The following is a 22815-nucleotide window of genomic DNA, read 5'->3' on the forward strand; positions in this document are numbered from 1 at the left end:
GCTACGAATGTTTGAATTGTAGGACGTGGCCCGGTTTACGGGCAAGTGTCTCGGTCTGCTCCGCAGTTTGCGGTGCAACAAAGAGGCGGCGCTTACATCAGCCGTTGGATTGTTACGCCGTAACGGCAGCGCGCGAGGGCACTGCTTGCTGCGGCCGCACCGTGTGCCCCAGCATCACCAGCACCGGACCCGGCAGATTCGCCTCGTCAAGGCGCACCGGCAATTCCGAGATCGTGCTGCGAATAACCTGCTGGTCGGGGCACGTCGCGCGCGCAATCGCGGCGGCCGGCGTCGCCGGATCGAGACCTTCGTCGAGTGCGCGCGTGACGAGCGTCGCAAGCGTGCGCACCGGCATGTAGATCGCCGTCGTCGTCACCGGATCGGCTAGCGAGCGCCAGTCGATGTCGTCCGGCAATTGACCGTTCTTCGCGTGCCCCGTGATGTATTGCAGGCGGCGCGAATATTTGCGGTCAGTTAGCGACAGGCCGAGCGAAGCCGCCGCGCCCTGCGCCGCCGTGATGCCGGGTACGATCTCCGCCTTGATGCCATGGGCTTCGCAGGCGTCCAGCTCCTCGCCGGCGCGGCCGAACACCAGGGGATCGCCGCCCTTGAGACGCACGACGCGCTTACCCTGTTTCGCCAGCGACACCATCAGCGCATTGATGTCGTCCTGCTTGCACGACGGCCCGAAGCCGGTCTTGCCGACCAGCATCTTGCGTGCCTCACGGCGGGCGAAATCCAGCACGCCGCGCGACACGAGATCGTCGAACAGGATGACGTCAGCGGACTGGAGCGCGCGCACCGCGCGCAAGGTCAATAATTCGGGATCGCCCGGCCCGGCGCCGACCAGCGTCACCGTGCCGCTGTCGACCGCGGCGCCGAGGCCCCTCACCTCGGTCACAAAACGATCGAAGTCGGATTCAGATGGCGCGGCCTCGGCATGGGTCACGGCATGTGCGGTAAACACCTGCCAAAACTTGCGGCGGCCGGCGAACGACAAGCCCGTCGCCTTCACTTTGTCGCGCCAGCGCGAGGCCGCGGCGGCCCAGGCTGCAAAGCCGTTTGGCAATAGGGCTTCGAGCTTGGCCCTGACCGCCTGCGCAAAGACCGGCGCGGCGCCGTCGGTCGAGATGCCGATAACAAGCGGCGAACGATTGACGATGGCGCCGAAGGCAAAATCGCAGAAGGCCGGCTTGTCGATGACGTTGACCGGTACGCCCGCCGCGCGCGCGGCTGCAGCGAAGACTGCGGCCTCGCCATCGTCCTCGAAAGCGCCGATGGCCATGGCCGCGCCGGTCATGTCGGCCGGCGTCCAGGGCCGTTCGACCAACACGATCTCGCCGTCCGGCGGATCGAGCGCTACCGCGCGCATCTCGTCGGAGAATTCGTCCGCATAAACCTCGACGCGTGCGCCGGAGGCCGACATCAGCTCCGCCTTCCAGGCCGCCGCATGCGAGCCGCCGGCCAGCACGACCCGCTTGCCAGACAGCGCGAAGAACACCGGCAGGCGCGCCAGCTTCGCCATTCGTGCCGGCCGCGATTCAGACGGCTTGCGCGACATCGCTGACGATCCTCTTCAGTTCTGGGAGGCACGAGCCGCAATTGGTCCCGGCACGCAGCGCCTTGCCAATCTCCGCGACATTCGCGGCGGTGCCGTCGGTTAGGGCGTTGCGGATAATGTTGAGGCCGACGCCGAAGCAGGCGCACACCACCGGTCCGGGGTCGGCAATGCCATCGGTCGACCGGCCGGACAGCAGGCCGCGGCGCTGGGTGTCGCCGACCGTCTCGGCTTCGAACAGCAACTTCACCGCGTCCCATTGCGGCGCGTTTTCGGACGGACCGATGAACAGGCAGCCGGTAAGACGGCCTTCGCTGAAGGCGGCAATGCGGTAGCTGCTGCCGACCGGGTCGGTGAACTCGGCGATTTCCGCACCGGCGAAGACCGACAGCGCGAATGATCGCCACGCATCCGGAGCATCGTTGGAAGCGATCAGCACGCCCTCACCCTCCGCGACGGCGGCACGCGCCCACCAGGTCGCTTCGGGCAGCGCCAGGCGCGAACGCGACAAGGCAAAGCCGCGGTATTTGAATGTTACCGGTGCGATCGCCGCCGGTGTCGCCTTGGCTTCCGGCTGGCCGGAATAGGGGTCGGTCGCCGGCGTCACCAGATCGCCGACGCGCCCGGAGGACGCTGTCTCGTCGCTCCAGTGGATCGGGGCGAACAGCGAGCCGCGTCTCTGCCCCTCGCTGACGATCACCTTGAGCACGCAGGAGCCGTAAGGCGACGTGACGCGCGCGAAGCTGCCGTTCGCCAAGCCTGCTTGCACGGCGTCATCGGGGTGTAGTTCGACGAACGGCTCCGGCAAGTGCGCGCCGAGCCTCGGCGACAGGCCCGTGCGCGTCATGGTGTGCCACTGATCGCGGATGCGGCCGGTATTGAGACGGAACGGAAACTCCGGCGACAGCGCCGCCTGCGGTTTCGGCATCTCCGGCGCGATCAGGCGCGCCTTGCGGTCCGGCGTGTAGAAGCCGCCCTCAGCGAAGAAGCGAGAATCCTCGCGCCCGTTCGCCGAGAGCACCGGCCATTGCACTGGCTTCAGCGCTTCGAATTCGCCGTCGCTGAGGCCGGCAAGACCGCCGATATCGAAATCGCGCGTGCCATTGTTCTCGAAGGCCGACAGCGCGGCGTGCTCCCGGAACACGTCCGCCGCGCTTTGGTAGGCGAACTGGTCGCCGAATCCCATGCGTCGCGCGACATGGGTAACGATCCACCAGTCGGGCTTCGCCTCGCCGGGAAGCGACATGAAGGCGCGCTGGCGCGAGATGCGCCGCTCCGAATTGGTGACGGTGCCGTCCTTTTCGCCCCAGGCTGCCGCCGGCAGCAGCACATGGGCATTCGCACGCACGGTGTCGTTGCTGGTGACATTTTCGGAGATAACCAGGAGATCAAGCTTGTCCAGGGCGGCACGGACATGTCCAGCGCGCGGCAACGAGACCGCCGGGTTGGTCGCCATGACCCAAAGTGCCTTGATGTCGCCACGAGCGACGGCGTCGAACATGTCGACGGCTTTCAGCCCTTCGCGCCGCGCCATCGCCTTGGCATTCCAGAACCGGCCGACGCGGTCGATGTCGTCCGGTGCGAAACCCATATGAGCCGCGAGTTGGTTGGCGAGACCGCCTACTTCACGACCTCCCATCGCATTCGGCTGTCCGGTGAGCGAGAACGGCCCCATGCCCGGCCTGCCGATGCGGCCGGTGGCAAGGTGACAGTTGATGATCGACGTCACCTTGTCGGTGCCCTGCGCCGACTGGTTCACGCCTTGCGAATAGCAGGTGACCACTTTGGGCATCGACGTGAACATGTCGAAGAACCGCACCACGTCGGTAAGCGCGAGACCGGCCAATTCCGCCGTTGTTTTAACATCCGGCGCGATCTCCTTCGCGCGCGTCAGCGCCTCAGCGAAGCCGGTCGTATAGGCATCGACATAGGAAAAATCGAAGGCCTGCGTTTCGGCAAGATGCACCAAAAGGCCGCAGAACAACGCCGTGTCCATGCCTGGCGCAACGGCAAGAAACAGGTCGGCCTCTTCCGCCGTCGCGGTGCGGCGCGGATCGATGACGGTCAGCCTGGCGCCACGCTCGCGCTTGTTGGCCATAATGCGCTGATAGAGAATCGGATGACACCACGCGGCGTTGGAGCCGACCAGCACGATAAGATCGGCCGAGTCGAGATCGGCATAGGCACCCGGCACCGTATCGGCACCGAAGGCACGCCGATGGCCGGCGACCGACGATGCCATGCACAGCCGCGAATTGGTGTCGACATTCGCCGTGCCGATGAAGCCCTTCATCAGCTTGTTCGCGACGTAATAGTCTTCGGTGAGTAGCTGGCCGGAGAGATAGAAAGCGACCGCGTCGGGGCCGTGACGTTCGATAATGTGCGAGAAGCCGCTCGCCACCTGGTCAAGCGCATGATCCCAGCTTGCCCGCACCAGCGCCGAACCGTTTCGGACCATCGGATGCATGAGCCGCGTCTCGAGGCCGAGCGTGTCGCCGAGCGCCGAGCCCTTGGAGCAGAGCCGGCCGAAATTGGCCGGATGCTCGGGATCGCCGGCGATGATCGCGCCGCCCTGCCCGTCGGGTTTCGCCAGCACGCCGCAGCCGACGCCGCAATAGGGACATGTGGTGCGCACGCTGGGCGGATGCTGCGCGGGCGCATTCATCAATAGACGTCCTGCTGATAGCGGCCTTTTTTCTTCAAATCCGAGACGAACAGCACGGCCTCTTCGCCCGGTTTGCCGCCGTGCTCAGCAACGATGTCAACCAGCGCCAGCTCAACGTCTTTCGCCATGCGCTTGGCATCGCCGCAGACATAGACATGTGCGCCTTCGCTAAGCCAGGCCCAGATATCGCGACCGGTCTCGCGCATGCGGTCCTGCACATAGATTTTCTCGTCGCCGTCACGCGACCAGGCAAGCGTCAAACGCGTAAGGAAGCCGGAAGCGCGCATCGCCTTCAACTCATCCTCATAGAAGAAGTCGCAGCTTGAGCGCTGATGGCCGAAGAACAGCCAGTTGCGGCCCGGCGCCTTGTCCGCAAGTCGGTCGTACAGGAAGGCGCGGAACGGCGCGACGCCGGTGCCCGGGCCGATCATGACGATCGGCACATTAGGATCGACCGGCAGCGCGAAGGCGTGCGCCTTCTGCACATAGGCTTTCAGGATTGCGCCGGGGTCGATGCGCTCGGCGAGCAAAGTCGAGCAGACGCCGAGGCGCTGTCTGTTTTTGATCGTATAGCGCACGGTGTCGACGGTGAGCGTGACGCGGTCTTTCTCGGTCTTGGGCGAGGACGAGATCGAGTAGAGCCGCGGCTGCAAGGGATCGAGCGACTCGATGAAGGCCTCCGGATCGGGCGCGGTACCGGCGAACTTCTCCAGCGCAGCAAGCACATCGAGCGTCGCGGCGTCCTTGTCGGGGTCTTCACCGGTCGCCAGCGCTCGCGCCTTCTTCCGGCGCTCGCCGCCAGTGATGTAGGAGAACAGCTGGAACAGCATGTCCGGCGCCGGCGACAGCGACACGCTGTCGGTCAGCACCTGACGCAAGGTGCGGCCGTTGATGTCGTAATCCGGCGGCGCACCGAGCGCCTTCATCACCTGCTCGACCAAATTCGGATCGTTATGCGGGAACAGTCCAAAGGCATCGCCGACCTGGTACTCGATCCCCGAACCCGCGAGATCGATCTCGACATGCCAGGTTTCCTTCTCGGAGCCCGGCTTGTTGAGCAGTTTGCGCGACAGCACTTTCGCGGTGGATGGGTTGTCGCGCGAGGTGCCGGGCTTGCCCTGCGGCGCTGGAGTTGCTTCCGCAGCCGCTGCGGGCACCGCCGCTTTCGGCGCACTGCCGAGCTCCTCATAGAGCGCCTTGACCATGCGCGCGGTTTCCTTGCCGCCCGGCACGCACAGATTCAGCCGCGTCTCGGCGCCGGAGACGATGGCGCCCGAATAGTTCTTGCAGTCGTAGCCACACTGGCCGCAGTCCTGCTGCGCCATGGCCGCCATCATCTTCCAGCGCAGCGGCTTGCCCTCGGCAAGTTTCATGCGCTCGGCGATCGGGATGGTCTGGTCGTGCCAGGGCGCGCCGCCGTCATCGTCTTCGGCGTGTTCCGTGCCGTCGATGCCGCCGAGCAGAGCCTGCGCCTGATCGGCGGACAACGGCGTGACGCCCGACGAATCGAGCGCGATCAAACCGGCGAAGAAGCCGTTGAGCCAGTTGCGCTGTTCGTCGTTGAAAGGCGCGGTTTCCGGCACCAGCATCGGCAGCGGAGATGGCACATTCTGCGTCATTCGCCGTGCTCCGCCTTGAACATGGCCTGCAACGCTTCGACATCGTGACGGCGCGAGAAAGCGAGGAAGGTCTCGTCACCCTCGCGATGAGCGAGATAGCCTTTCAACATTTTCTCGATGGTGCGCGGCACCTCCGGTGACTTCACATCGCGATAGATGTCACGGGCGATGGCCGCGTCCGGACCAAAACCGCCGCCGACAAGAATATGGAAGCCTTCAACCGGATCGGCCTCCTCGCCTATATCGACCTTGCAGGCGATCAGCCCGATATCGCCGATGTAATGCTGTGCGCAGGAATGATGACAACCGGTGAGATGAATGTTCACCGGACTATCGAGCCTAACGCGCGGTTCGCACCATTGCGCGATCTCCTCGGCCGTCTCTTTGGTATGCGCGGCGGCGAAGCGGCAGCCGGTCGCGCCAGTACAGGCGACCAAGCCGGCGCGGATCGGGGTCGCCTCGGTCTTGAGGCCGAGCGCCTCGATGGCGGCAACCGCATCCTTCACGCGCGCGTCGGCGACGCCGGAGATCAACAGGTTCTGCCACACCGTCAGGCGGATATCGCCATCGCCGAAATCCTGCGCGACTTTAGCGAGCCCGCGCATTTGCGTCGTGTCCATCTTGCCAACCGGGAAGACGACGCCGATCCAATTGAACCCAGTCTGCTTTTGCGGATGCACGCCGATATGCGCGGTGCGATCGAAGCCCGGGCGCGGCGCGATGGCCTCGGCCGGCACATGAACGAGCTTGCGGCCGAGCTTTTCCTCAACATGGGCGAGGAATTTCTCGAATCCCCAGGCGTCGAGCACATATTTCAGGCGCGCCTTGTTGCGGTCGGTGCGGTCGCCATGCTCGATATAGACGCGGACAATGGCATCGGCGATCGGCGTTGCCTCCTCCGGCTTGAGGATGACGCCGGTGTCGCGGGCAAAATCGCGGTGTCCGGTGATGCCGCCGAGCGCGAGGCGGAAGTAGACCCCGGATTCCACGCCGAAGCCGTCCCTCACCTCCACCGCCTGGAACCCGATGTCGTTGGTGTCCTCCAGCACCGGGATGCGCCCGGCCCCGTCGAAGCCGACGTTGAACTTGCGCGGCAGGCCATACAGCGCGCGTTCGTTCAGGATGTGGTGGTGCCACTCCCGGGCATAGGGTCGCGTATCGAGAAGTTCCTGCGGATCGATACCGGCGGTCGGCGTACCGGTGACGTTACGGATATTGTCGGCGCCGGAACCGCGCGAGCCGAGGCCGAGCTCCATGATGCCCTCGACGACCTCGACGGCATTCTTCGGCTCGATCTCGCGGATCTGCAGGTTGGCGCGCGTCGTAACGTGGCTGTAGGGTCCGGCGCAGCGATCTGTCAGATCGGCAAGGCCCGACAACTGCCAGTGCTTCATGATGCCGTTCGGGATGCGCAGACGGCACATATAGGATGTCTGCGTCGGCGCCACGTAAAACAGGCCGTAATAGCGCCAGCGGAAATTGTCGGCCGGCTTTGGCGCTTCGTTGTTCTTCGCCTGAGTCTTCAGGCGGTCATAGGCGTCAAACGGATGCTGCTCGCGCTTGATCTTCTCCTGATCGTTGAGCTTGCCGCCTTTGGCGACTGTCGCATCCTGCGCCTTGATGTGAACCGCATCGGGCCCGCTCGGCTCACTGCCGCCACCTTTCGGCAAGGCGCCGCGGGCGGCGCGCGCCGCCGTCAGGCCGGAGGCGAAGCCTTCGAGGTACCGTTTCTGGTCCGGGCTGAAGTCGCTGGACATGCGCCCCTCACGCAGCCAGAGTTTTGGGAAGGAGCGGCTTCGGCGTTGCCGGTTTCGTAACCGCGCGCTCGGCCAGCGCGCGGCCGAAGACGAGATCGCTACGCATCGCGCCAACGGGCGCACCGGTCTTGATCAGTTCCGAATACCAGAGGCCGTCCACCGTATCGCCGAACAGGACGGCACCGACAAGCCTGCCATCTTTCAGAACCAATTTCTTGTAGCTGCCGAGGCCTGGATCGGAGAGCACGATGTTTTCGGTGCCCGGTGCACCCATGAAATCTCCAGCGGAATAGACATTGACGCCCGACACCTTGAGATTGGTGGCAAGTACGCTGCCTTGGTACGAGGCCTTGCCGCCGGAGAGATGCGCGGCTAGCACGCGCGCCTGCTCATAGGCCGGCTCGACCAGGCCATAACAGGCGCCGCGATGCTCGGCGCATTCGCCGATGGCATAGATGTCCGCCCTGCTCGTTTGCATATGATCGTCGACGACGATGCCGCGATTGATGTCGAGGCCCGCCGTGGCAGCAAGATCGCTGTTGGCGCGAATGCCGGCAGCGACGACAACGAGGTCGGCGTCGATCGCGCGGCCGTCCTTCAGAAGCACTTTGCTGGCGTGGCGTTCGCCCTTGATCGCCGCTGTCTCGGCGCTGAGATGGACGGCGATGCCCTTGGCTTCGACCGCCGCCTTCAGCATCGACGACGCGTGCGCATCGAGCTGGCGTTCCATCAAACGATCCATCAGATGAATGACCGATACCTGCATACCGGCTTTCGCCAGTCCGTAAGCCGCTTCGAGACCCAGCAGGCCGCCACCGATCACAGCCGCCTGCTTGTGCGTCTTCGATGCCTGCTCCATCGAGGCCACGTCAGAAAGATCGCGAAAGGTGACGACGCCCGGCATGTCCATGCCCGGCACATTGAGCCGAATGGCCTTCGAGCCGGTCGCCAGTACCAGCTTGGCGAAAGGCAGCGTCGCGCCATTGGCGAGCCTGACGCGGCGAATGTCCGGATCGATCGAGATCGCGCGATAGCCGTAAAGCAGCGTCACGCCGTGGGCGCGCCACCAGTCGGCGGACTTAAGTTCGATGTCGCCCTGCGACACCTCGCGCGCCAGCACCGACGACAGCAGCACGCGATTGTAGGCCAGCCGCGGTTCGTCGCCGATCACGCAAACCGCATAACGGCCGAGCGAGCGCGCATTAAGCTCCTCCACGAGCTTTGCGGCGGCCATGCCGTTGCCGATGATGACGAGAGGCTCGCTCATATGTCCCGACCTTGATGCCCCGCTATGCTGCTTCGGGCTTCGCCGTCGATTTACCGCCGGCACCGTGTTCGAAGTCCTCGAGGAAGTTCAGCAATTCCGCGCGGTATTCGTAGTAGCGCGCGTGCTCGAGCAGAGCGCGGCGCGTGCGCGGCCGCTCGATGTCGACGCTCATGATCTTGCCGATGCGGGCGTTTGGGCCGTTGGTCATCATCACCACGCGATCGGCGAGCAGGATCGCCTCGTCGACATCGTGGGTGACGCAAATCGCGGTCACCTGGGTGCGCGACCACACTTCCATCAGCACTTCCTGCAACTCCCAACGTGTGAGCGAATCGAGCATGCCAAACGGCTCATCGAGCAGCAGCAGCTTCGGCGACAGCGCGAAAGCGCGCGCGATGCCGACGCGCTGTTTCATGCCGTTCGACAATTCGGTGGCGCGCTTGTCCATCGCGTCACCGAGGCCGACGCGCGAGAGATAGTAAGTAACAATGTCATCGCGCTCCGCCTTGGAGGCGTGCGGATAGACGCGATCCACGCCGAGCGCGACGTTCTCGCGCGCCGTCATCCAGGGCAGCAGCGACGGCGCCTGGAACACCACGGCACGATCCGGGCCGGCGCCGGCGACTTCCTTGTTGTCGAGCACGATGCCGCCGGACGTTACATCCTGGAGCCCGGCGACCATCGACAGCACCGTCGACTTGCCGCAGCCGGAATGGCCGATGAGCGAGATGAATTCGCCCTTCTTCATCAGTAGGTCGAAGCCGTCGACCACCGTGAGCGGGCCCTTTGGCGTGGCGAATGTCTTGCGGACCTCGAAGAATTCCACATAGCGCTGATCGAACGGCGTCTCGGCGGCCTGCTTGTAGGCTGGCGGCGGACCGGAATCGAAACGGACCGGCACGACATTCGGCAGTTCGCGCGCCTCCTCGGCTCCGGCCGCACGCTGGATGCCGGCGTCCATGAGATACTCGGTGATGGCGGCGCGCAGCTTCTTGTAGGCCGGGCTGGAATTCATCGCCGCACGATCGCGCGGGCGCTCGAACGGCACGCGGAATTCGGGGCCGAACGAGGCATCGGGGCCGGGATTGAGCGGGACGATGCGGTCGGCGAGCAGGATCGCCTCGTCGACGTCATTGGTGATGAGAACGACCGTTTTCTTTTCCTGCGACCAGATTTCCTCGATCTCGGTCTGCAGCTTGGCACGCGTCAGCGCATCGAGCGCCGACAGCGGCTCGTCAAGCAGCAGAACTTGCGGGTCCATCGCCAGCGCACGGGCCACGGCGACACGCTGGCGCATGCCGCCCGACAATTCGGCCGGCTTGCGGTCCGTAGCATGGGACAGGCCGACCATGTTCACGTAACGCGCGGTCCGCTCGTGGCGCGCCTTCGCCGGCTTGCCCGCCCGCACGGAATCGACCGCGAGCGCGACGTTGTCGCGCACCGACAGCCACGGCATCAGCGAGTAGCTCTGGAACACGACGCCGCGCTCCGGCCCCGGCTCCTTGACCGGCGCCCCCTTGAACAGCACCTCGCCGGAATCAGGTTTAGTCAGACCGGCCATCAGCGAGATGAGCGTGGTCTTGCCCGAGCCGGAAAAGCCGACAATGGCGACGAATTCACCATCCTCGACCTTGAGCGACACGTTCTTGAGCACGCGCGTGCGCTTGTCGCCTTCGCCATAGGACTTCGAGATCTGCTTCAGTTCGAGAATTGCCATCGCTTATTTCCTTTTGCGCATGATCTGGTCCGAAAACCGGTGTCCATCCCCGATCGGGGTCGAGGACATGCTTTTCGGGATCATGCGCGCCTCCCCTAGCGCGTCGCCGAATGGGTGAAGGCGACCTGGAACGCGAGCATCACGCGATCGAGCAGGAAGCCGATGATGCCGATGGTGAACACCGCCACCATGATCTTGGCGAGCGAGGACGACGAACCGTTCTGGAATTCGTCCCAGACGAATTTGCCGAGGCCCGGATTCTGCGCCAGCATTTCCGCAGCGATCAGCACCATCCAGCCGACACCGAGCGACAGCCGCAGGCCGGTGAAGATCAGCGGCAGTGACGACGGCAGCACGATCTTCACGACCTTCGTGTACCAGGGCAGCCGCAGCACGCGGCCGACATTGATGAGGTCCTTGTCGATCGAGGCGACGCCGACCGCGGTATTGATCAGGGTCGGCCACAGCGAGCACAACGTCACCGTGATCGCCGAAATGACGAAGGATTTGGCGAACAGCGGATCGGCCGAGACATACAGCGCGCTCACAACCATGGTGACGATCGGCAGCCAGGCGAGCGGCGACACCGGCTTGAATATCTGCACCAGCGGATTGATCGCGGTGTTCACCGTCTTCGACAGGCCGCACACCACCCCGAGCGGCACAGCCACCAGCGTTCCGAACAGGAAGCCGGCGAACACAGTTTGCAGGCTGGTGATGATCTGATCGAAGAAGGTCGGCTTGCCCGTGTAAGGCCGCATCCGAACTTCGGCGGACGGATCCTTCGCCAGCAGCGCGGCGTTGCGCTGTTGCTGCCGTTCGTTGAAGGCCTGCTCCTTGGCCCGTTCGGCGAAATGATCGGCCCAGAGCACGCCGGCCTGCTGCCACACCTGTGCCGGTCCCGGCAGCGCGCCGAGACTGGTATTCACCAGCGGCGCGGTGAAACCCCAGGCGACCAGGAAGATCGCGATCGCCATCAACGGAATGCCGGTCGAGGTCCACAACTCCTTGAGTTGCGGCTTGACGCTTTCGCCGGTCGCGATACGCATCAGCGGCACGGCAAAGCCGAGGCCGAGGATATTGAAGAAGCCAGCAACGCGTGTGATCCGCATCTGCCAGCGCTGGCGCCGTGCGGCGCGTTCGGCGTCGGTCGTGAGGGCGAGAGGGGCAACTTCGCTGGCGGTCGACATTCACGTTTCCTTGCGGGTCAGGGCGTCAGAATGTTTCGATGAAAAGCGGCCGGGCGGCAGGGCGACGCCCGGCCGTTACCTCACTTGGCGACCACTTTGGCGCCAGACATCTTCTGGTCGCCTTTAAGGCCGATGGTGAGGCTGTCGAGATACGCGTTCGGCTTCTTTCCGTCGTAGGTGACGCCGTCGATGAACTCGTTGGTCGGCGCGCGATAGCCGTTCGAATCCCACGGGAAGTCGGCTTTCTTCGCCTTGCCTTCGGCGACCAGAGCCTTGGCGGCCTCGAGATAAAGATCGGGGCGATAGACCTTCTTGGCGGTCTCATCGAACCAGGCGTCGCTCTTGGCTTCCGGAATCTGGCCCCAGCGGCGCATTTGCGTCAGGTACCAGACGGCATCGGAGTAATAGGGATAGGTCGCGAAGTAGCGGAAGAACACGTTGAAGTCGGGCACCTCGCGCTTGTCGCCCTTCTCGTATTCGAAGGTGCCGGTCATCGAGTTGGCGATCACCTTGGCGTCGGCGCCGACATATTCGGGCTTGGCCAGGATTTCGACCGCCTTCATGCGGTTGGCGTTGTTGTTGGCGTCCAGCCATTCGCCGGCGCGGATCAGCGCCTTGGTTGCGGCCAGCACGGTGCCGGGATTCTTCTGCTGGAAGTCGGCGCTGAAGCCGAACACCTTCTCCGGATTGTTCTTCCAGATTTCGTAGTCGGTGATCACCGGCACGCCGATGCCCTTGATCACCGCCTGCTGGTTCCACGGCTCGCCGACGCAATAGCCCATGATGGTGCCGGCCTCGAGCGTCGCCGGCATCTGCGGCGGCGGCGTCACCGAGAGAAGAACGTCGCCGAGGATCTGGCCGGAAATGTCGGTCGGCGAATAGAAGCCGGGATGAATGCCGCCCGAAGCGAGCCAGTAGCGCAGTTCGTAATTGTGCGTCGACAACGGGAACACCATGGCCATGTTGAAGGGCTTGCCCTCGGCCTTGAACTTGTCGACGACCTTCTTCAGCGCATCCGCCTTGATCGGATGCACGAACTTTCCGTCCGGGCCCTTGGGGATATATTTGGCCATCTCCTCCCAGACCGACTTGGCCACCGTGATGCCGTTGCCGTTGAGGTCCATAGAGAAAGGCGTGATGACATGCGCCTTGGTACCGAAGCCGACGGTGGCGCCGAGCGGCTGGCCGGCGAGCATGTGCGCGCCGTCGAGTTCGCCGGTGATGACGCGGTCGAGCAGCACCTTCCAGTTCGCCTGGGGTTCGGCGGCGACATACAGACCCTCGTCCTCGAAGAAGCCGAGCTCCTTGGCGATGGCGATTGGCGCCATGTCAGTGAGCTTGATGAAGCCGAACTTGAGGTCTTCCTTTTCCGGCTTAATCGCCGCCTTGGCGATATGCGGCATGAAGACGTCGAAGGCCGGCGCCAGGCCCGCCAGCACGGCGGCACTGACGCCCTGTTTGAGGAAGCTGCGGCGGCCGAGATGGCGGCCGCTCCGGCGTCGAGACGGCTTCGAATCGCTGTTCGTCGTCATTCCCATTTCCTTTTCGGCACGAGCCCAAAAACAAAAAAGCCGCAGCCTCGTCAGGCGCTGCGAAAGCACCTCATCGAGACAGCGGCGTTGCTATCGGCCCCACATTGGGCCTGACGCGGCCTCATCGGGCCGCGCTGGTCGTCATCCTCTATACAAGCGGCGTGCCAACCGCGGCGCGACGCTATAATTCTCGTAAAATCAAATACTTATCAGGTCGCAGAGGTGAACTTGCGGGACTGGGCTTTTCGGCCAGTCTGCACGGCGTCGAAGCACGCTGCCCGCTTTTTGCGCACTGCAGCATTCAGCGCACCACCGACAGGCGCGGTCGGCCCGGGCGCCGGGTGCGCCAGATTTCGAGATGACCGCTGATATCGGCGGCATCGAAACGGGGGCCGATGAAGGCACCGATGCCATCGTCCGGTCCGCCCGATGGGGCAGGCGGCGAGAGACCAAGCGCGGCGTCGTAGAGATCCGCGCGAAATACCGATTGAGCAAGATCGCTCAGCTCTTCGCTGTAGGCCGCCTGTCCCCAGCGCACGATCTGGGCATAGGCCCAGGCCGCCTGCACCGGATCGGGTCGGTCGGCGCCCTCGCGGCCGATGAGCATGTAATGGTCGCTTGCGCGCGTCATGCCATCCGGCGCGACCTTGAGATGGCCGGTCAGACTGCGCACGACCAGTGTGGCGTCGACGCCGATCCGCTTGGCCACGGCCTCGGACACCGCCGCCACATTGGTTGCATCGGCGACGTAATGGCTGGCCTTCGACAGCGCGCGAATGAGCGCCGCGAGCGCCTCGCCGTTTTCGTTCGCCCAGGGTTCGCGAACCGCCAGGACTTTTTCCGAGACGCGCGCCATCAGCTCGCAACCGAAATGCAGAATGCGTCCGACGCCGGCATCGACCGCGACCGAATTCCAGGGCGCGCCGACACAGAAACCATCGACATGACCGCTTTGCAGGCTTTCCACCATGTAGGGCGGCGGCAATACGACAAGACGAACGTCCTCGTCCGGGTCGATCCCCCCGGCCGCCATCCAGAAGCGAAGCTGGTAGTTGTGATGCGAGAACGGGAACGTCATGCCGAAGGTCAGCGGCTCGGCATGGCGGCTCTTGCGCTCCTCGATCAACCGCGCCAGCGCCCGGGCCGACACCATCGGATCGGCGAGACTGCCATCGGCGGCGTTCAACAGCGCGGCATGGAGCCTGGTCGAGACCGTGACGGCATTGCCGTTCAGGCCCAGATTGAAAGGCGCAATCAGCGGCACCCGCACATGGCCGATGCCGAGCGACGACGCGATCGCGACCGGCGACAGGAGATGCGCGGCGTCGAACAGGCCGATATTGAGCTTATCCCGGACGTTCGACCACGACACTTCGCGAACGAGGTCGATCGCGATGCCCTCCTGCGCGGCAAAGCCGCAATCGACCGCCGCGATCAGCGCCGCGGCATCGACCAACGGAATATATCCGATACGGAGATTACGCCCGCTCACTTGAACATCTCCGCCGCGGTAATGACCGATTGCGCAATATCGGCAATCTTCTTGTTCTCGTTCATCGCCGTCTTGCGCATCAGCGCATAGGCATCGTCCTCGGACAGGTTCTTCGCTTTCATCAGAATGCCCTTGGCACGATCGATGACCTTGCGCTCCTGCAATGCGTCTTTCGCTTCGTCCAGTTCGCTTTGCAGGCGCGAGAAGGCGTTGAATCGCGAAATACAGAGATCGAGGATGGCCTTGATGCGATCTTTTTGAAGGTTGCCGACGATATAGGCCGAGACGCCGGCATCGACCGATGCCTGGATCGAGGCCGTGTCGCTCTGATCGACGAACATTGCGATCGGGCGTTTAACAATGCGGCTCATCTGGAACATCTGCTCGAGCATGTCGCGGCTCGGGCTTTCCAGGTCGATGAGGATGACGTCGGGGTCGAGCGCATAGATGCGGGCGAGCAGGTTGCGCGTCTCGTCGATGCGCTCGACCTGGGTGAAGCCGGCCTCGCGCAGGCCGTCTTCGAGAATGGCGGCCCGGATGGGGCTTTCGTCGACGATCGCGATTTTCAGCGACGCGTCGCGCGAACCGCCCTGCGGCTGCGAGCCGGGGTCCGAACCTTTGCGCGTTTCAGCCACAGACACACTCTCCACCACCGCGCCCGTGGAGCCGGGCGCGCGGCCAATAGCTATTCGTTCCTGCATTGCTCTCATGCAAGACCTATTCCAATTCGCGACGGCGCGCGATGCGCTTAGGAGAGGACCCGAATGGTCAATTAGTTGAACATTCGGCTAAAAAAGCCTTTCTTCTCCGGCATCGGCGGCGGCACGGAGGCTGCCGCCTTTTGCATCACTCCGGCGAGGGTCATGTAGGTCTCGGTCCAAGCCCCCTTGAGTTCCGGCGTGAAATCGGGACCGAGCCCCTGCTCCAGCGTCCACAAAAGCGCAGCGCCAACCGGTTCATACATCTTGTCGGTCACGCCGTAGGCCACATGCCGCTTGCCGAGGTCCTCGACCGCGGGGAGAATCTTGTCGACCTGATGCAGATTGGTCACTGCGGTCGCCAGCATGGCGATCAGCTTCTTCTTTTGCTCGGCGAGATCGTCCGGGAAGAGCGGGCGCACTTCGGGAGCGATTTCGAATAGTCGATTGTAGAACAGGTCGGCGGCAGTACCGGCGATCGGCACCACTTTCTTGAAGCTGTCCTGCACCATCGTTACTTGCTCGGGCGTCATCTTCAAATCTCCATCGGTTTAATGGTTGTGATCTCGGGCCAGAGCACAATGGCGCCGGCCCGAGAGGTGTCGCGTTACATCGGGATGCGAATGACGACGCCGCCAAGCACGTCGCCAAGCTTGAAATCCTTGCGCGGGCTCTCAGGGTGGTCGTTGTGGCAGTTGAAACAGGCCGGAGCGACGGCCACGTCCGCATAGACGGCGGTAAAGTATTTCTTGCCGCCGAGAGTTTCCTCGCCGTAGACCGGCTTGGTCTTGTCGTCGGCGACCGCCTTGAGGCCTTGCTTTTCCAGCTCGGTGCGCGGTGCGTTCTGCTTGTTGACCGGCCACAGCGACAACAGCGAGTAAGAGAAAGTCTTGTTCTTCTCGGCGGCACGCTCAGCGCCGAAACGGAACATCTGCGCCGGCAGCGGCAGCGCCTTCTTGTCCATGAAATGCTCGTCCGCCTTGATGACCTTTTCGTCGAGCATCAGACGGTTGACCACCTTCGTCGTGTAGATGAACCGGTCGGAGTCCATGACCGTGTGCAGCATGTCGGCAACCTTCTGCAGGGGCAGGCTGCCCTTGTTATCGTCCTTGCTCCAGAAGGCGGCGTAAGCCGCGGTTGCCGCTGTGATCGAGCCCGCCATAACGGCAGCCCCGGCCAATTTCACGTAAGTGCGCATGTACTCTTCCCCTTGTTTCAGTTGCAGACCATCATCGACGCGCCTTGCTTCGTTCTTCAGCGCGCTTCTTCGCCCACTCGATGCTTTCGATGTGGACCCCCGGCGAACCCTTGAAATTGATGTCGATGAGCTTGCGATCCGCGAGCGCGTCGAGCGTGAACTGCAAGCCATGGCAACTGGCGCAGACGCTGCGCGTCATCTTTTCGTTCGGACGCAAGTTATCGTTCTGGTTATGCGTGACGAAGACCGACTTGGTGCCATATTCGTCGCGACGCTCGACCACCGGCATATGACAGGTCGCGCAGGACACGCCTGTTCCGCGCGGCGCTTCGCCCGCCAGTTCCTTCTTGAACAGGTCGTAATGCGGCGAGGCGAAATAGGCTTGCGTGTGCGTGTCGTTATGGCAGCCGGCGCAGGCCGTCACCTGCGCCGCCTTGGTGTCGTAACCATGCGATGAGTGGCAGGTGTTGCAGGTCAGCTCCTGGTGCGCGACCTCGGGCTTCATCGGCAGACGCGCTTTGGCCGGCGTCATCGGTGATAGTTTCTCGGCTTTCCAGAGATCGAACGGACCGTCCTTGGTCGAGGCCATGCCGTCGCGCAGGCGCATGCCGTGCTTGCCCTCGACGAACGTGGTTGCCTGGTTGGCGTGACAGGACTTGCAGGTGTCCATGCCCGGCGCCGCGATCCAGACTTCCGGTTCGGTTTTCGACGTGTGGCAACCGGTGCAATTCACGCCGCCTTTGGCGTGCGCGTCGGCCGCCCAGTCGGCAATGATTTTCGGATTGCCCAAATATTCCGCCGGCGCCTTGGCATCGGCGGCCGCAAGCGGCTTAATCTTGATTGGATCGGCGACCTTATTGATAAAGTCGATGAGCGCCAGCTTTTGCTGCGCGAGCTGCGCCGGTTCGCTGGAATGACTGATCAGGAAATCGGCATAGAGCGCGCGATTGTCATGGAAGTTATGGCAGCCAGCATTGCCGCAAGTGCTGAAGGCGAGATCCTTGTGGCTCGGCCGGTCGCTGGCGATGTCCTGGTGACAGTGGAAGCAGAAGTCGCCCGGCAGCGTCACGCCCATGGTCGCGGTGATGCCGGGACGATGCTCCTGATGACAGGTGGCGCAGTAACGCGCGTCAAGGCCGACTATGCGGTCGGCATTGCGCGGATCGGTGAATTTCGACAACGGGTGCGCGTCGTTCTCGGCCTTCAGCGCCGCGCCGTGGCAGTTGACGCAAGCGTCCTGCAGCACGTCCTTGCCGCCGAACACGCTGGTATGACAGCTATCGCAGGCAAGCTCGATCTGGTGATGGCCGGACGTCGTCTTGCCGATCAGCAGGAACGACCGCGGCCCGCCATAGACGATCACGCCCAGAACGAACAGGGCGGCCGCGACCGAAAGTGTGAGCCACAATGTCCAGAGCATGAGCGTGCGCGACATCCCTTATTGCTCAGTAGGCGTAGACCGTGACGACGTGCAGCATCAGCAGCACCGGCATCGGCCAGAACGTAAGTATGTGAAGCCAGACCAGCGCGGCGCGTGGCGACGCCCTGCCGTTCGATAGCAACTTGTGCTCCTGCGCGGTGATGACGCCGGTGATGCTGCCGATGACGGCCACGGCGAGAAACGTCGCCATCAGCCAGAAATTCAGATTGTTGCCGAGGCGGAAGCCGGTGTGCATGAACAGCACGCCGAGCGCGGCGGTACCAATGACGGCATGGACGATGCGCCAGAACTTGTAGTGCCCCAGCCATCTGGCCTTGAGGCGCTTGCGCACCGACAAGAAGGCGATGATCCCCGACAGGCCGAGCAGCGTGAAGCCCGTCACCTGTTTCCAGTCGCCGTCGAGCCAGAAACGGTCGATGCCCAGGCCCTGCTGCATGCTGCGCGAATAGGGCCAGGGCGGCGCGAACCAGGCGACGAGCGCCGCCAGCACGGCGAGCACCGAAACCACGCCGATGGTCCGCGCGCCGAACACCGGCTCGTATTGCTTCTGCTCGCCGAGAATCTCCAGCAGCAGCGGCCGGCAGGTGCCGCAGACTGTCGACGCATTAGTCTCCTGCATCAGGCCTTCGACGGTCGTCGCGCCGAGACGCATCGCCTCGCCGAGCTGGCCGCGCGTCACGCCGGTGCAATTGCAGACCGTCGCCGCGGCTGGCCATTGCGCCGCCGATTTCGGCGCGATGACCGGATAAAGAATGCCGGAGCTGCGGAAGCGATAGAACTGCCAGGGCCAGACGAAAGCGTGGTCGCGCACCGCCTGCTGGATACGGTTGACCTCCGGCCAGTCGCCGACCGCCATGGCGCCGACCAGACGGCCGCGGCGAAAGATGAGCCGGCGATAGGCCTTGCCATCGGCCGCCTGCCAGACCACGGAGGACAGATCGAGCCGCTGGTCGATCTGCTCGATATCGCCCATGCTGAAGACGTCGGTGCCGACAATCTTGAGCTTCGTGGTCGGAACCGAGCCGCGATAGCTCGCCTTGCCGCCGGCCACGCAAGCCGCGGCCACCGCCGCCTGCTCGAGCCCCGGTGCAACCAGGCCGTAAATGTTGCCATCATGTTCGGCGCATTCGCCGGCTGCATAAATGGCTGGATCGCTGGTGCGCATCGCATCGTCGACAGTGATGCCGCGGCCGACAACGATACCGGCGTTGCGCGCCAGTTCGATATTCGGACGAATGCCGGTGCAGATGATGACCGTGTCGCAATCGATGGCTTCGCCGTTGGCCAGCACCACGCGTTCGACGCGGCCCGCACCTTCGATCGCCTTGACCGAATTGCCGGTACGCACGCCGATGCCCATGCCGACGATCTGCTTCTCGAGCAGCGTGCCACCCGCTTTGTCGAGCTGGCGCGCCATCAAATGGCTCTCGTGCTCGACGACGACGGTTTCCACCCTGCGCAGCGCCATGCCGCGCGCGGCCTCGAGGCCGAGCAAGCCGCCGCCGATCACCACCGTGCGGCGCGAGCGTAGGCTGCGCGCCACCAGAAGCTCGACGTCATCGAAATTGCGGAACCGATAGACGCCGACCAGATCGCGTCCCGGGATCGGCGGGATATGCGCATGCGAGCCGAGGCAGAGGACGAGTTTGGAATAGGCGAAGCTGCGGCCGAGATTGTTGGTGACGGTTTTCGCATCACGATCGATCGCGACCACCGTTTGTCCGGTGTATTGCGTCACGCGGGCCTTCGGCGGAAACAGATTCGGCTGATAGACAATGCCGATCTGCACCTCGCCGGCGAGAAAGGGCGTGAGCTTAAGTCGGTTGTAGGGTTTCCAGCGCTCGGCATTGAACTGGATGACGGCAATGTCGCGTCGGGCCAGGTCCTGCGCGACACGCAGCCCCGCAGGGCCGCCACCGACCACGATGACCGGCGCATCAGAATGCGGATGCACGCGTTCAGGCATCACCGCGAGGGCGCCGACTTCTGAACTGTCGTGGCTGGGAAGTTTCATCCTGCGTCGCCCCAAAGAAGTGCATCAAGGCGCGTCGGCCTCCGAGCCGAATTTCGCCTTCGCCGGCAACGCTGCCGACTTGATGCCCGCCGTTGGGCGATGCGCGCTCTTGGCGCGTAACGCGTTCAATTCAGCAAGGTTTGTGCCATGCACAAAACGCAGGCGGAGCCTGCTTCAAGCCCTTGGAATGGCTCCTGGTTTTGAATTGATAAAAACTGAGGCAGCGTCGCCGTCCGGCCAAGACCCTGGGCACATTGCGTAATCAGCGTGCACACAGCGCGCGGTTGGGAAAATTTGGGGCGAAGCGCGCTTCGGGTGCTTCAGGGATCGAAATATGTCAGAGCTGTGAATTCTTGTTGCAATGCACCGATTTTGATGTTGCAATGCACCTGACTCGAATAGTCGGAGGGATCGACTATGACGATCGCAAAACGCCTGCAGCGCCAAGCCGATACTTGTGCGCAGCTTGCCGCGGCGACTTACGACGAGGAAAGTCGCGAGCGTTACCTGCGGCTGGAACAGCTCTACCGGCATATGCTCGCCACGGATGGCGAGCCCGAGGTTCACCTGGCTGGCAACCTGAATTCCGAGCCAGCAGAGCGTCGGCTGAGTTGACCTGAGCGTTGTGCCTCAGCGCGACGGCACCACCGCCGTCGCCTCGATCTCGACCTTGGCGCGATCCTCGATCAGCGCCATAACGACAAACGCGGACATCGCCGGAAAATTCTTGCCGAGAACGCGGCGGTAGGCTTCGCCGAGTTCCTTCTGCCGTGACACGTATTCGCGCTTGTCGGTGAGATACCAAGTCAGGCGCACCAGATGCTCCGGCCCGCCGCCTGCCTCCTTCAGAACCGCGACGATGTTCTTGAGCGCCTGCTCGACCTGCGCGACGAAATCGTCGCTGACGAGTTCGCACTTCTCGTTCCAGCCGATCTGGCCGGCAATAAAGACCTGCCGGCCTTCCGCCGCCACGCCATTGGCATAGCCCTTCGCCGGCGCCCAGCCCTGCGGATGCAGAATGTCGATGGTCATGGCTACTCCCGCAATCTGAAACGCTGGATCTTGCCGGTCTGCGTCTTCGGCAGAGCCTCGACGAAATTGACCGCGCGTGGGTATTTGTAAGGCGCGATGGTCGCCTTGACGTGGTCCTGCAATTTCTTGCGGCACAGGTCATCGGCTTCGACATTGGCCTTGAGGACGACATAGGCCGCGACGATCTCGCCGCGTTCTTCATCGCGTTTGCCGATCACGGCACATTCGGCAACATCCGGATGCGACAGCAGTGCCGCTTCAACTTCCGGTCCCGCGATGTTGTAGCCGGCGGAGACGATCATATCGTCGGCGCGGGCGACGAAATGGAAGTAGCCATCCTCGTCCTGCACGAAAGTATCGCCGGTGATATTCCAGCCGTCGCGCACATAGCTGGTCTGGCGCTTGTCGGCAAGATAACGGCAACCGGTCGGGCCACGCACCGCCAGACGGCCAATCTCGCCGCGCGGCACTTCGTTCATCTTCTCGTCGACCACCTTGGCGACATAGCCGGTGACCGGCTTGCCGGTCGCGCCAGGCCGCGCCTCACCCATGCGGTTGGTAATGAAGATGTGCAGCATCTCGGTCGAACCGATCCCGTCAAGGATCGGTTTGCCGGTCTTCGTCGTCCATTGCTCGAATACCGGGCCCGGCAAGGTCTCGCCCGCCGACACCGCAATGCGCAGCGACGACAGGTCGGCACCTTTGTCCATCGCCGCCATCATGGCGCGATAGGCCGTCGGCGCGGTGAAGCAGATCGTCGCCTTATAGGTCTCGATGATCTGGATCATGTTCGGTGGCGAGGCATTCTCCAGCAATGTCGCGGCGGCGCCGAAACGCAACGGGAATATTGCCAATCCACCAAGGCCGAAAGTGAAGGCGAGCGGCGGCGAGCCGACGAAAACGTCCTCCGGCGTCACTTTCAGCACTTCGCGGGCATAGCCATCGGCAATCATCAGAATGTCGCGATGGAAATGCATGGTCGCCTTCGGCTCGCCCGTTGTGCCGGAGGTGAAACCAAGCAGCGCGACGTCGTCGCGGCCGGTTTTCACGGCGTCGAACTTCACCGGCTTGTCGAGCGCGATGCGATCCAGCTCGGCATCGTGGTTCTGTGTGCCGTCGAAGGAGACCACCTGCTTGAGGAATTTGCTGGTCTTGGCGCAAGCAATCAGCTCGTCAGCGATCCGGCTGTCGCAGAGCGCCAAGCCGATCTCGGCCTTGTCGACGATCTTGGTGAGTTCGCCGGCACGCAGCATCGGCATGGTGTTGACGACCACAGCGCCGGCCTTGGTCGCGGCCAGCCAGGCGGCGACCAGCGCCGGATTGTTGCCGGAACGGATCAGCACGCGATTGCCCGGCTTGACGCCGTAGTTCTCGACCAGCGCATGGGCAAGCCGGTTCGACCAGTCGGTCAGTTCCTTGTAGGTGCGGCGGCGGCCGTTACCGATGAGCGCAATGTGATCGCCGAAACCACGCTCGACCATGCGGTCGGTGAGTTCGACCGCGGCATTGAGGTAGTCCGGATACTGGAATTCCGGCCGATCGAGCAGGATCTCCGGCCACAGATCGAAGGGAGGCAGATTATCGCGCGTGAACGTGTCCACGTGCGCGGTAGGTCCGAGTTTGATCTGGGGCATT

General features: G+C 63.5%; 17 protein-coding genes. 1 reads left to right on the top strand and 16 read right to left on the bottom strand.

Going from position 1 to position 22815, the window contains the following annotated elements:
- Positions 1-112 precede the first annotated feature (112 nt).
- The 14 genes from cysG to E8Q40_RS19635 form a co-directional block, all read right to left on the bottom strand.
- Complete coding sequence (gene cysG, locus E8Q40_RS19570) at positions 113-1561, bottom strand: siroheme synthase CysG (protein ID WP_246662932.1); 1449 nt, start codon at positions 1559-1561, stop codon at positions 113-115.
- Entirely contained in the window at positions 1542-4223 is a 2682-nt protein-coding gene (locus E8Q40_RS19575; protein ID WP_137046106.1) for a nitrate reductase, read from the bottom strand. Before E8Q40_RS19575 ends, cysG begins: the two co-directional genes overlap by 20 nt.
- The gene (locus E8Q40_RS19580) at positions 4223-5842 is read right to left on the bottom strand and encodes a sulfite reductase subunit alpha (protein WP_137046107.1); all 1620 of its coding nucleotides are present in this window, start codon (positions 5840-5842) and stop codon (positions 4223-4225) included. The genes E8Q40_RS19575 and E8Q40_RS19580 overlap by 1 nt, the downstream gene beginning before the upstream one ends.
- The gene (locus tag E8Q40_RS19585) at positions 5839-7599 is read right to left on the bottom strand and encodes a NirA family protein (protein ID WP_137046108.1); all 1761 of its coding nucleotides are present in this window, start codon (positions 7597-7599) and stop codon (positions 5839-5841) included. Before E8Q40_RS19585 ends, E8Q40_RS19580 begins: the two co-directional genes overlap by 4 nt.
- Positions 7600-7606: 7 nt before the next feature.
- Positions 7607-8866 (bottom strand): NAD(P)/FAD-dependent oxidoreductase, encoded by a 1260-nt coding sequence (locus E8Q40_RS19590; RefSeq protein WP_137046109.1) that lies wholly within the window; start codon positions 8864-8866, stop codon positions 7607-7609.
- A 22-nt stretch (positions 8867-8888) separates the two neighbouring features.
- Positions 8889-10583: an ABC transporter ATP-binding protein gene (locus E8Q40_RS19595; protein WP_137046110.1), complete on the bottom strand. Its 1695-nt coding sequence runs from the start codon at positions 10581-10583 to the stop codon at positions 8889-8891.
- Positions 10584-10678: 95 nt separating this feature from the next.
- The gene (locus E8Q40_RS19600; RefSeq protein ID WP_137046111.1) at positions 10679-11773 is read right to left on the bottom strand and encodes an ABC transporter permease subunit; all 1095 of its coding nucleotides are present in this window, start codon (positions 11771-11773) and stop codon (positions 10679-10681) included.
- An 80-nt stretch (positions 11774-11853) separates the two neighbouring features.
- Positions 11854-13176, bottom strand: coding sequence for a CmpA/NrtA family ABC transporter substrate-binding protein (locus E8Q40_RS19605; protein ID WP_246663117.1), 1323 nt, complete (start codon positions 13174-13176; stop codon positions 11854-11856).
- Positions 13177-13606: 430 nt separating this feature from the next.
- Positions 13607-14797 (bottom strand): CmpA/NrtA family ABC transporter substrate-binding protein, encoded by a 1191-nt coding sequence (locus E8Q40_RS19610; RefSeq protein ID WP_137046113.1) that lies wholly within the window; start codon positions 14795-14797, stop codon positions 13607-13609.
- A complete protein-coding gene (locus tag E8Q40_RS19615; protein ID WP_370455210.1) occupies positions 14794-15432 on the bottom strand; it encodes an ANTAR domain-containing response regulator in 639 nt (212 codons plus the stop codon). Before E8Q40_RS19615 ends, E8Q40_RS19610 begins: the two co-directional genes overlap by 4 nt.
- 137 nt (positions 15433-15569) lie before the next feature.
- Entirely contained in the window at positions 15570-16028 is a 459-nt protein-coding gene (locus E8Q40_RS19620) for a globin family protein (protein ID WP_137046115.1), read from the bottom strand.
- 74 nt (positions 16029-16102) lie between these two features.
- Positions 16103-16693 carry a DUF3365 domain-containing protein gene (locus E8Q40_RS19625; RefSeq protein ID WP_137046116.1) on the bottom strand — a complete coding sequence of 197 codons (591 nt, stop codon included), beginning with the start codon at positions 16691-16693 and terminating at the stop codon, positions 16103-16105.
- 31 nt (positions 16694-16724) lie between these two features.
- Positions 16725-18128, bottom strand: a complete 1404-nt coding sequence (locus tag E8Q40_RS19630) for a cytochrome c3 family protein (protein ID WP_205995605.1) — start codon at positions 18126-18128, stop codon at positions 16725-16727.
- 10 nt (positions 18129-18138) lie between these two features.
- Positions 18139-20148 (bottom strand): FAD-dependent oxidoreductase, encoded by a 2010-nt coding sequence (locus tag E8Q40_RS19635; protein WP_137046117.1) that lies wholly within the window; start codon positions 20146-20148, stop codon positions 18139-18141.
- Between the two features lie 417 nt (positions 20149-20565).
- Between E8Q40_RS19635 and E8Q40_RS19640 the strand changes: the two genes are divergently transcribed.
- Entirely contained in the window at positions 20566-20763 is a 198-nt protein-coding gene (locus E8Q40_RS19640) for a hypothetical protein (RefSeq protein WP_137046118.1), read from the top strand.
- A gap of 15 nt (positions 20764-20778) precedes the next feature.
- Here the strand turns inward: E8Q40_RS19640 and E8Q40_RS19645 are convergent, their stop codons facing one another.
- Both E8Q40_RS19645 and E8Q40_RS19650 read right to left on the bottom strand, forming a co-directional pair.
- Positions 20779-21180, bottom strand: coding sequence for a RidA family protein (locus tag E8Q40_RS19645; protein ID WP_137046119.1), 402 nt, complete (start codon positions 21178-21180; stop codon positions 20779-20781).
- A 2-nt stretch (positions 21181-21182) separates the two neighbouring features.
- Positions 21183-22814: a benzoate-CoA ligase family protein gene (locus E8Q40_RS19650; protein ID WP_137046120.1), complete on the bottom strand. Its 1632-nt coding sequence runs from the start codon at positions 22812-22814 to the stop codon at positions 21183-21185.
- Position 22815: the final 1 nt, after the last annotated feature.

Source organism: Pseudolabrys sp. FHR47 (assembly GCF_005153485.1).
Classification (GTDB): Bacteria; Pseudomonadota; Alphaproteobacteria; order Rhizobiales; family Xanthobacteraceae; genus Pseudolabrys.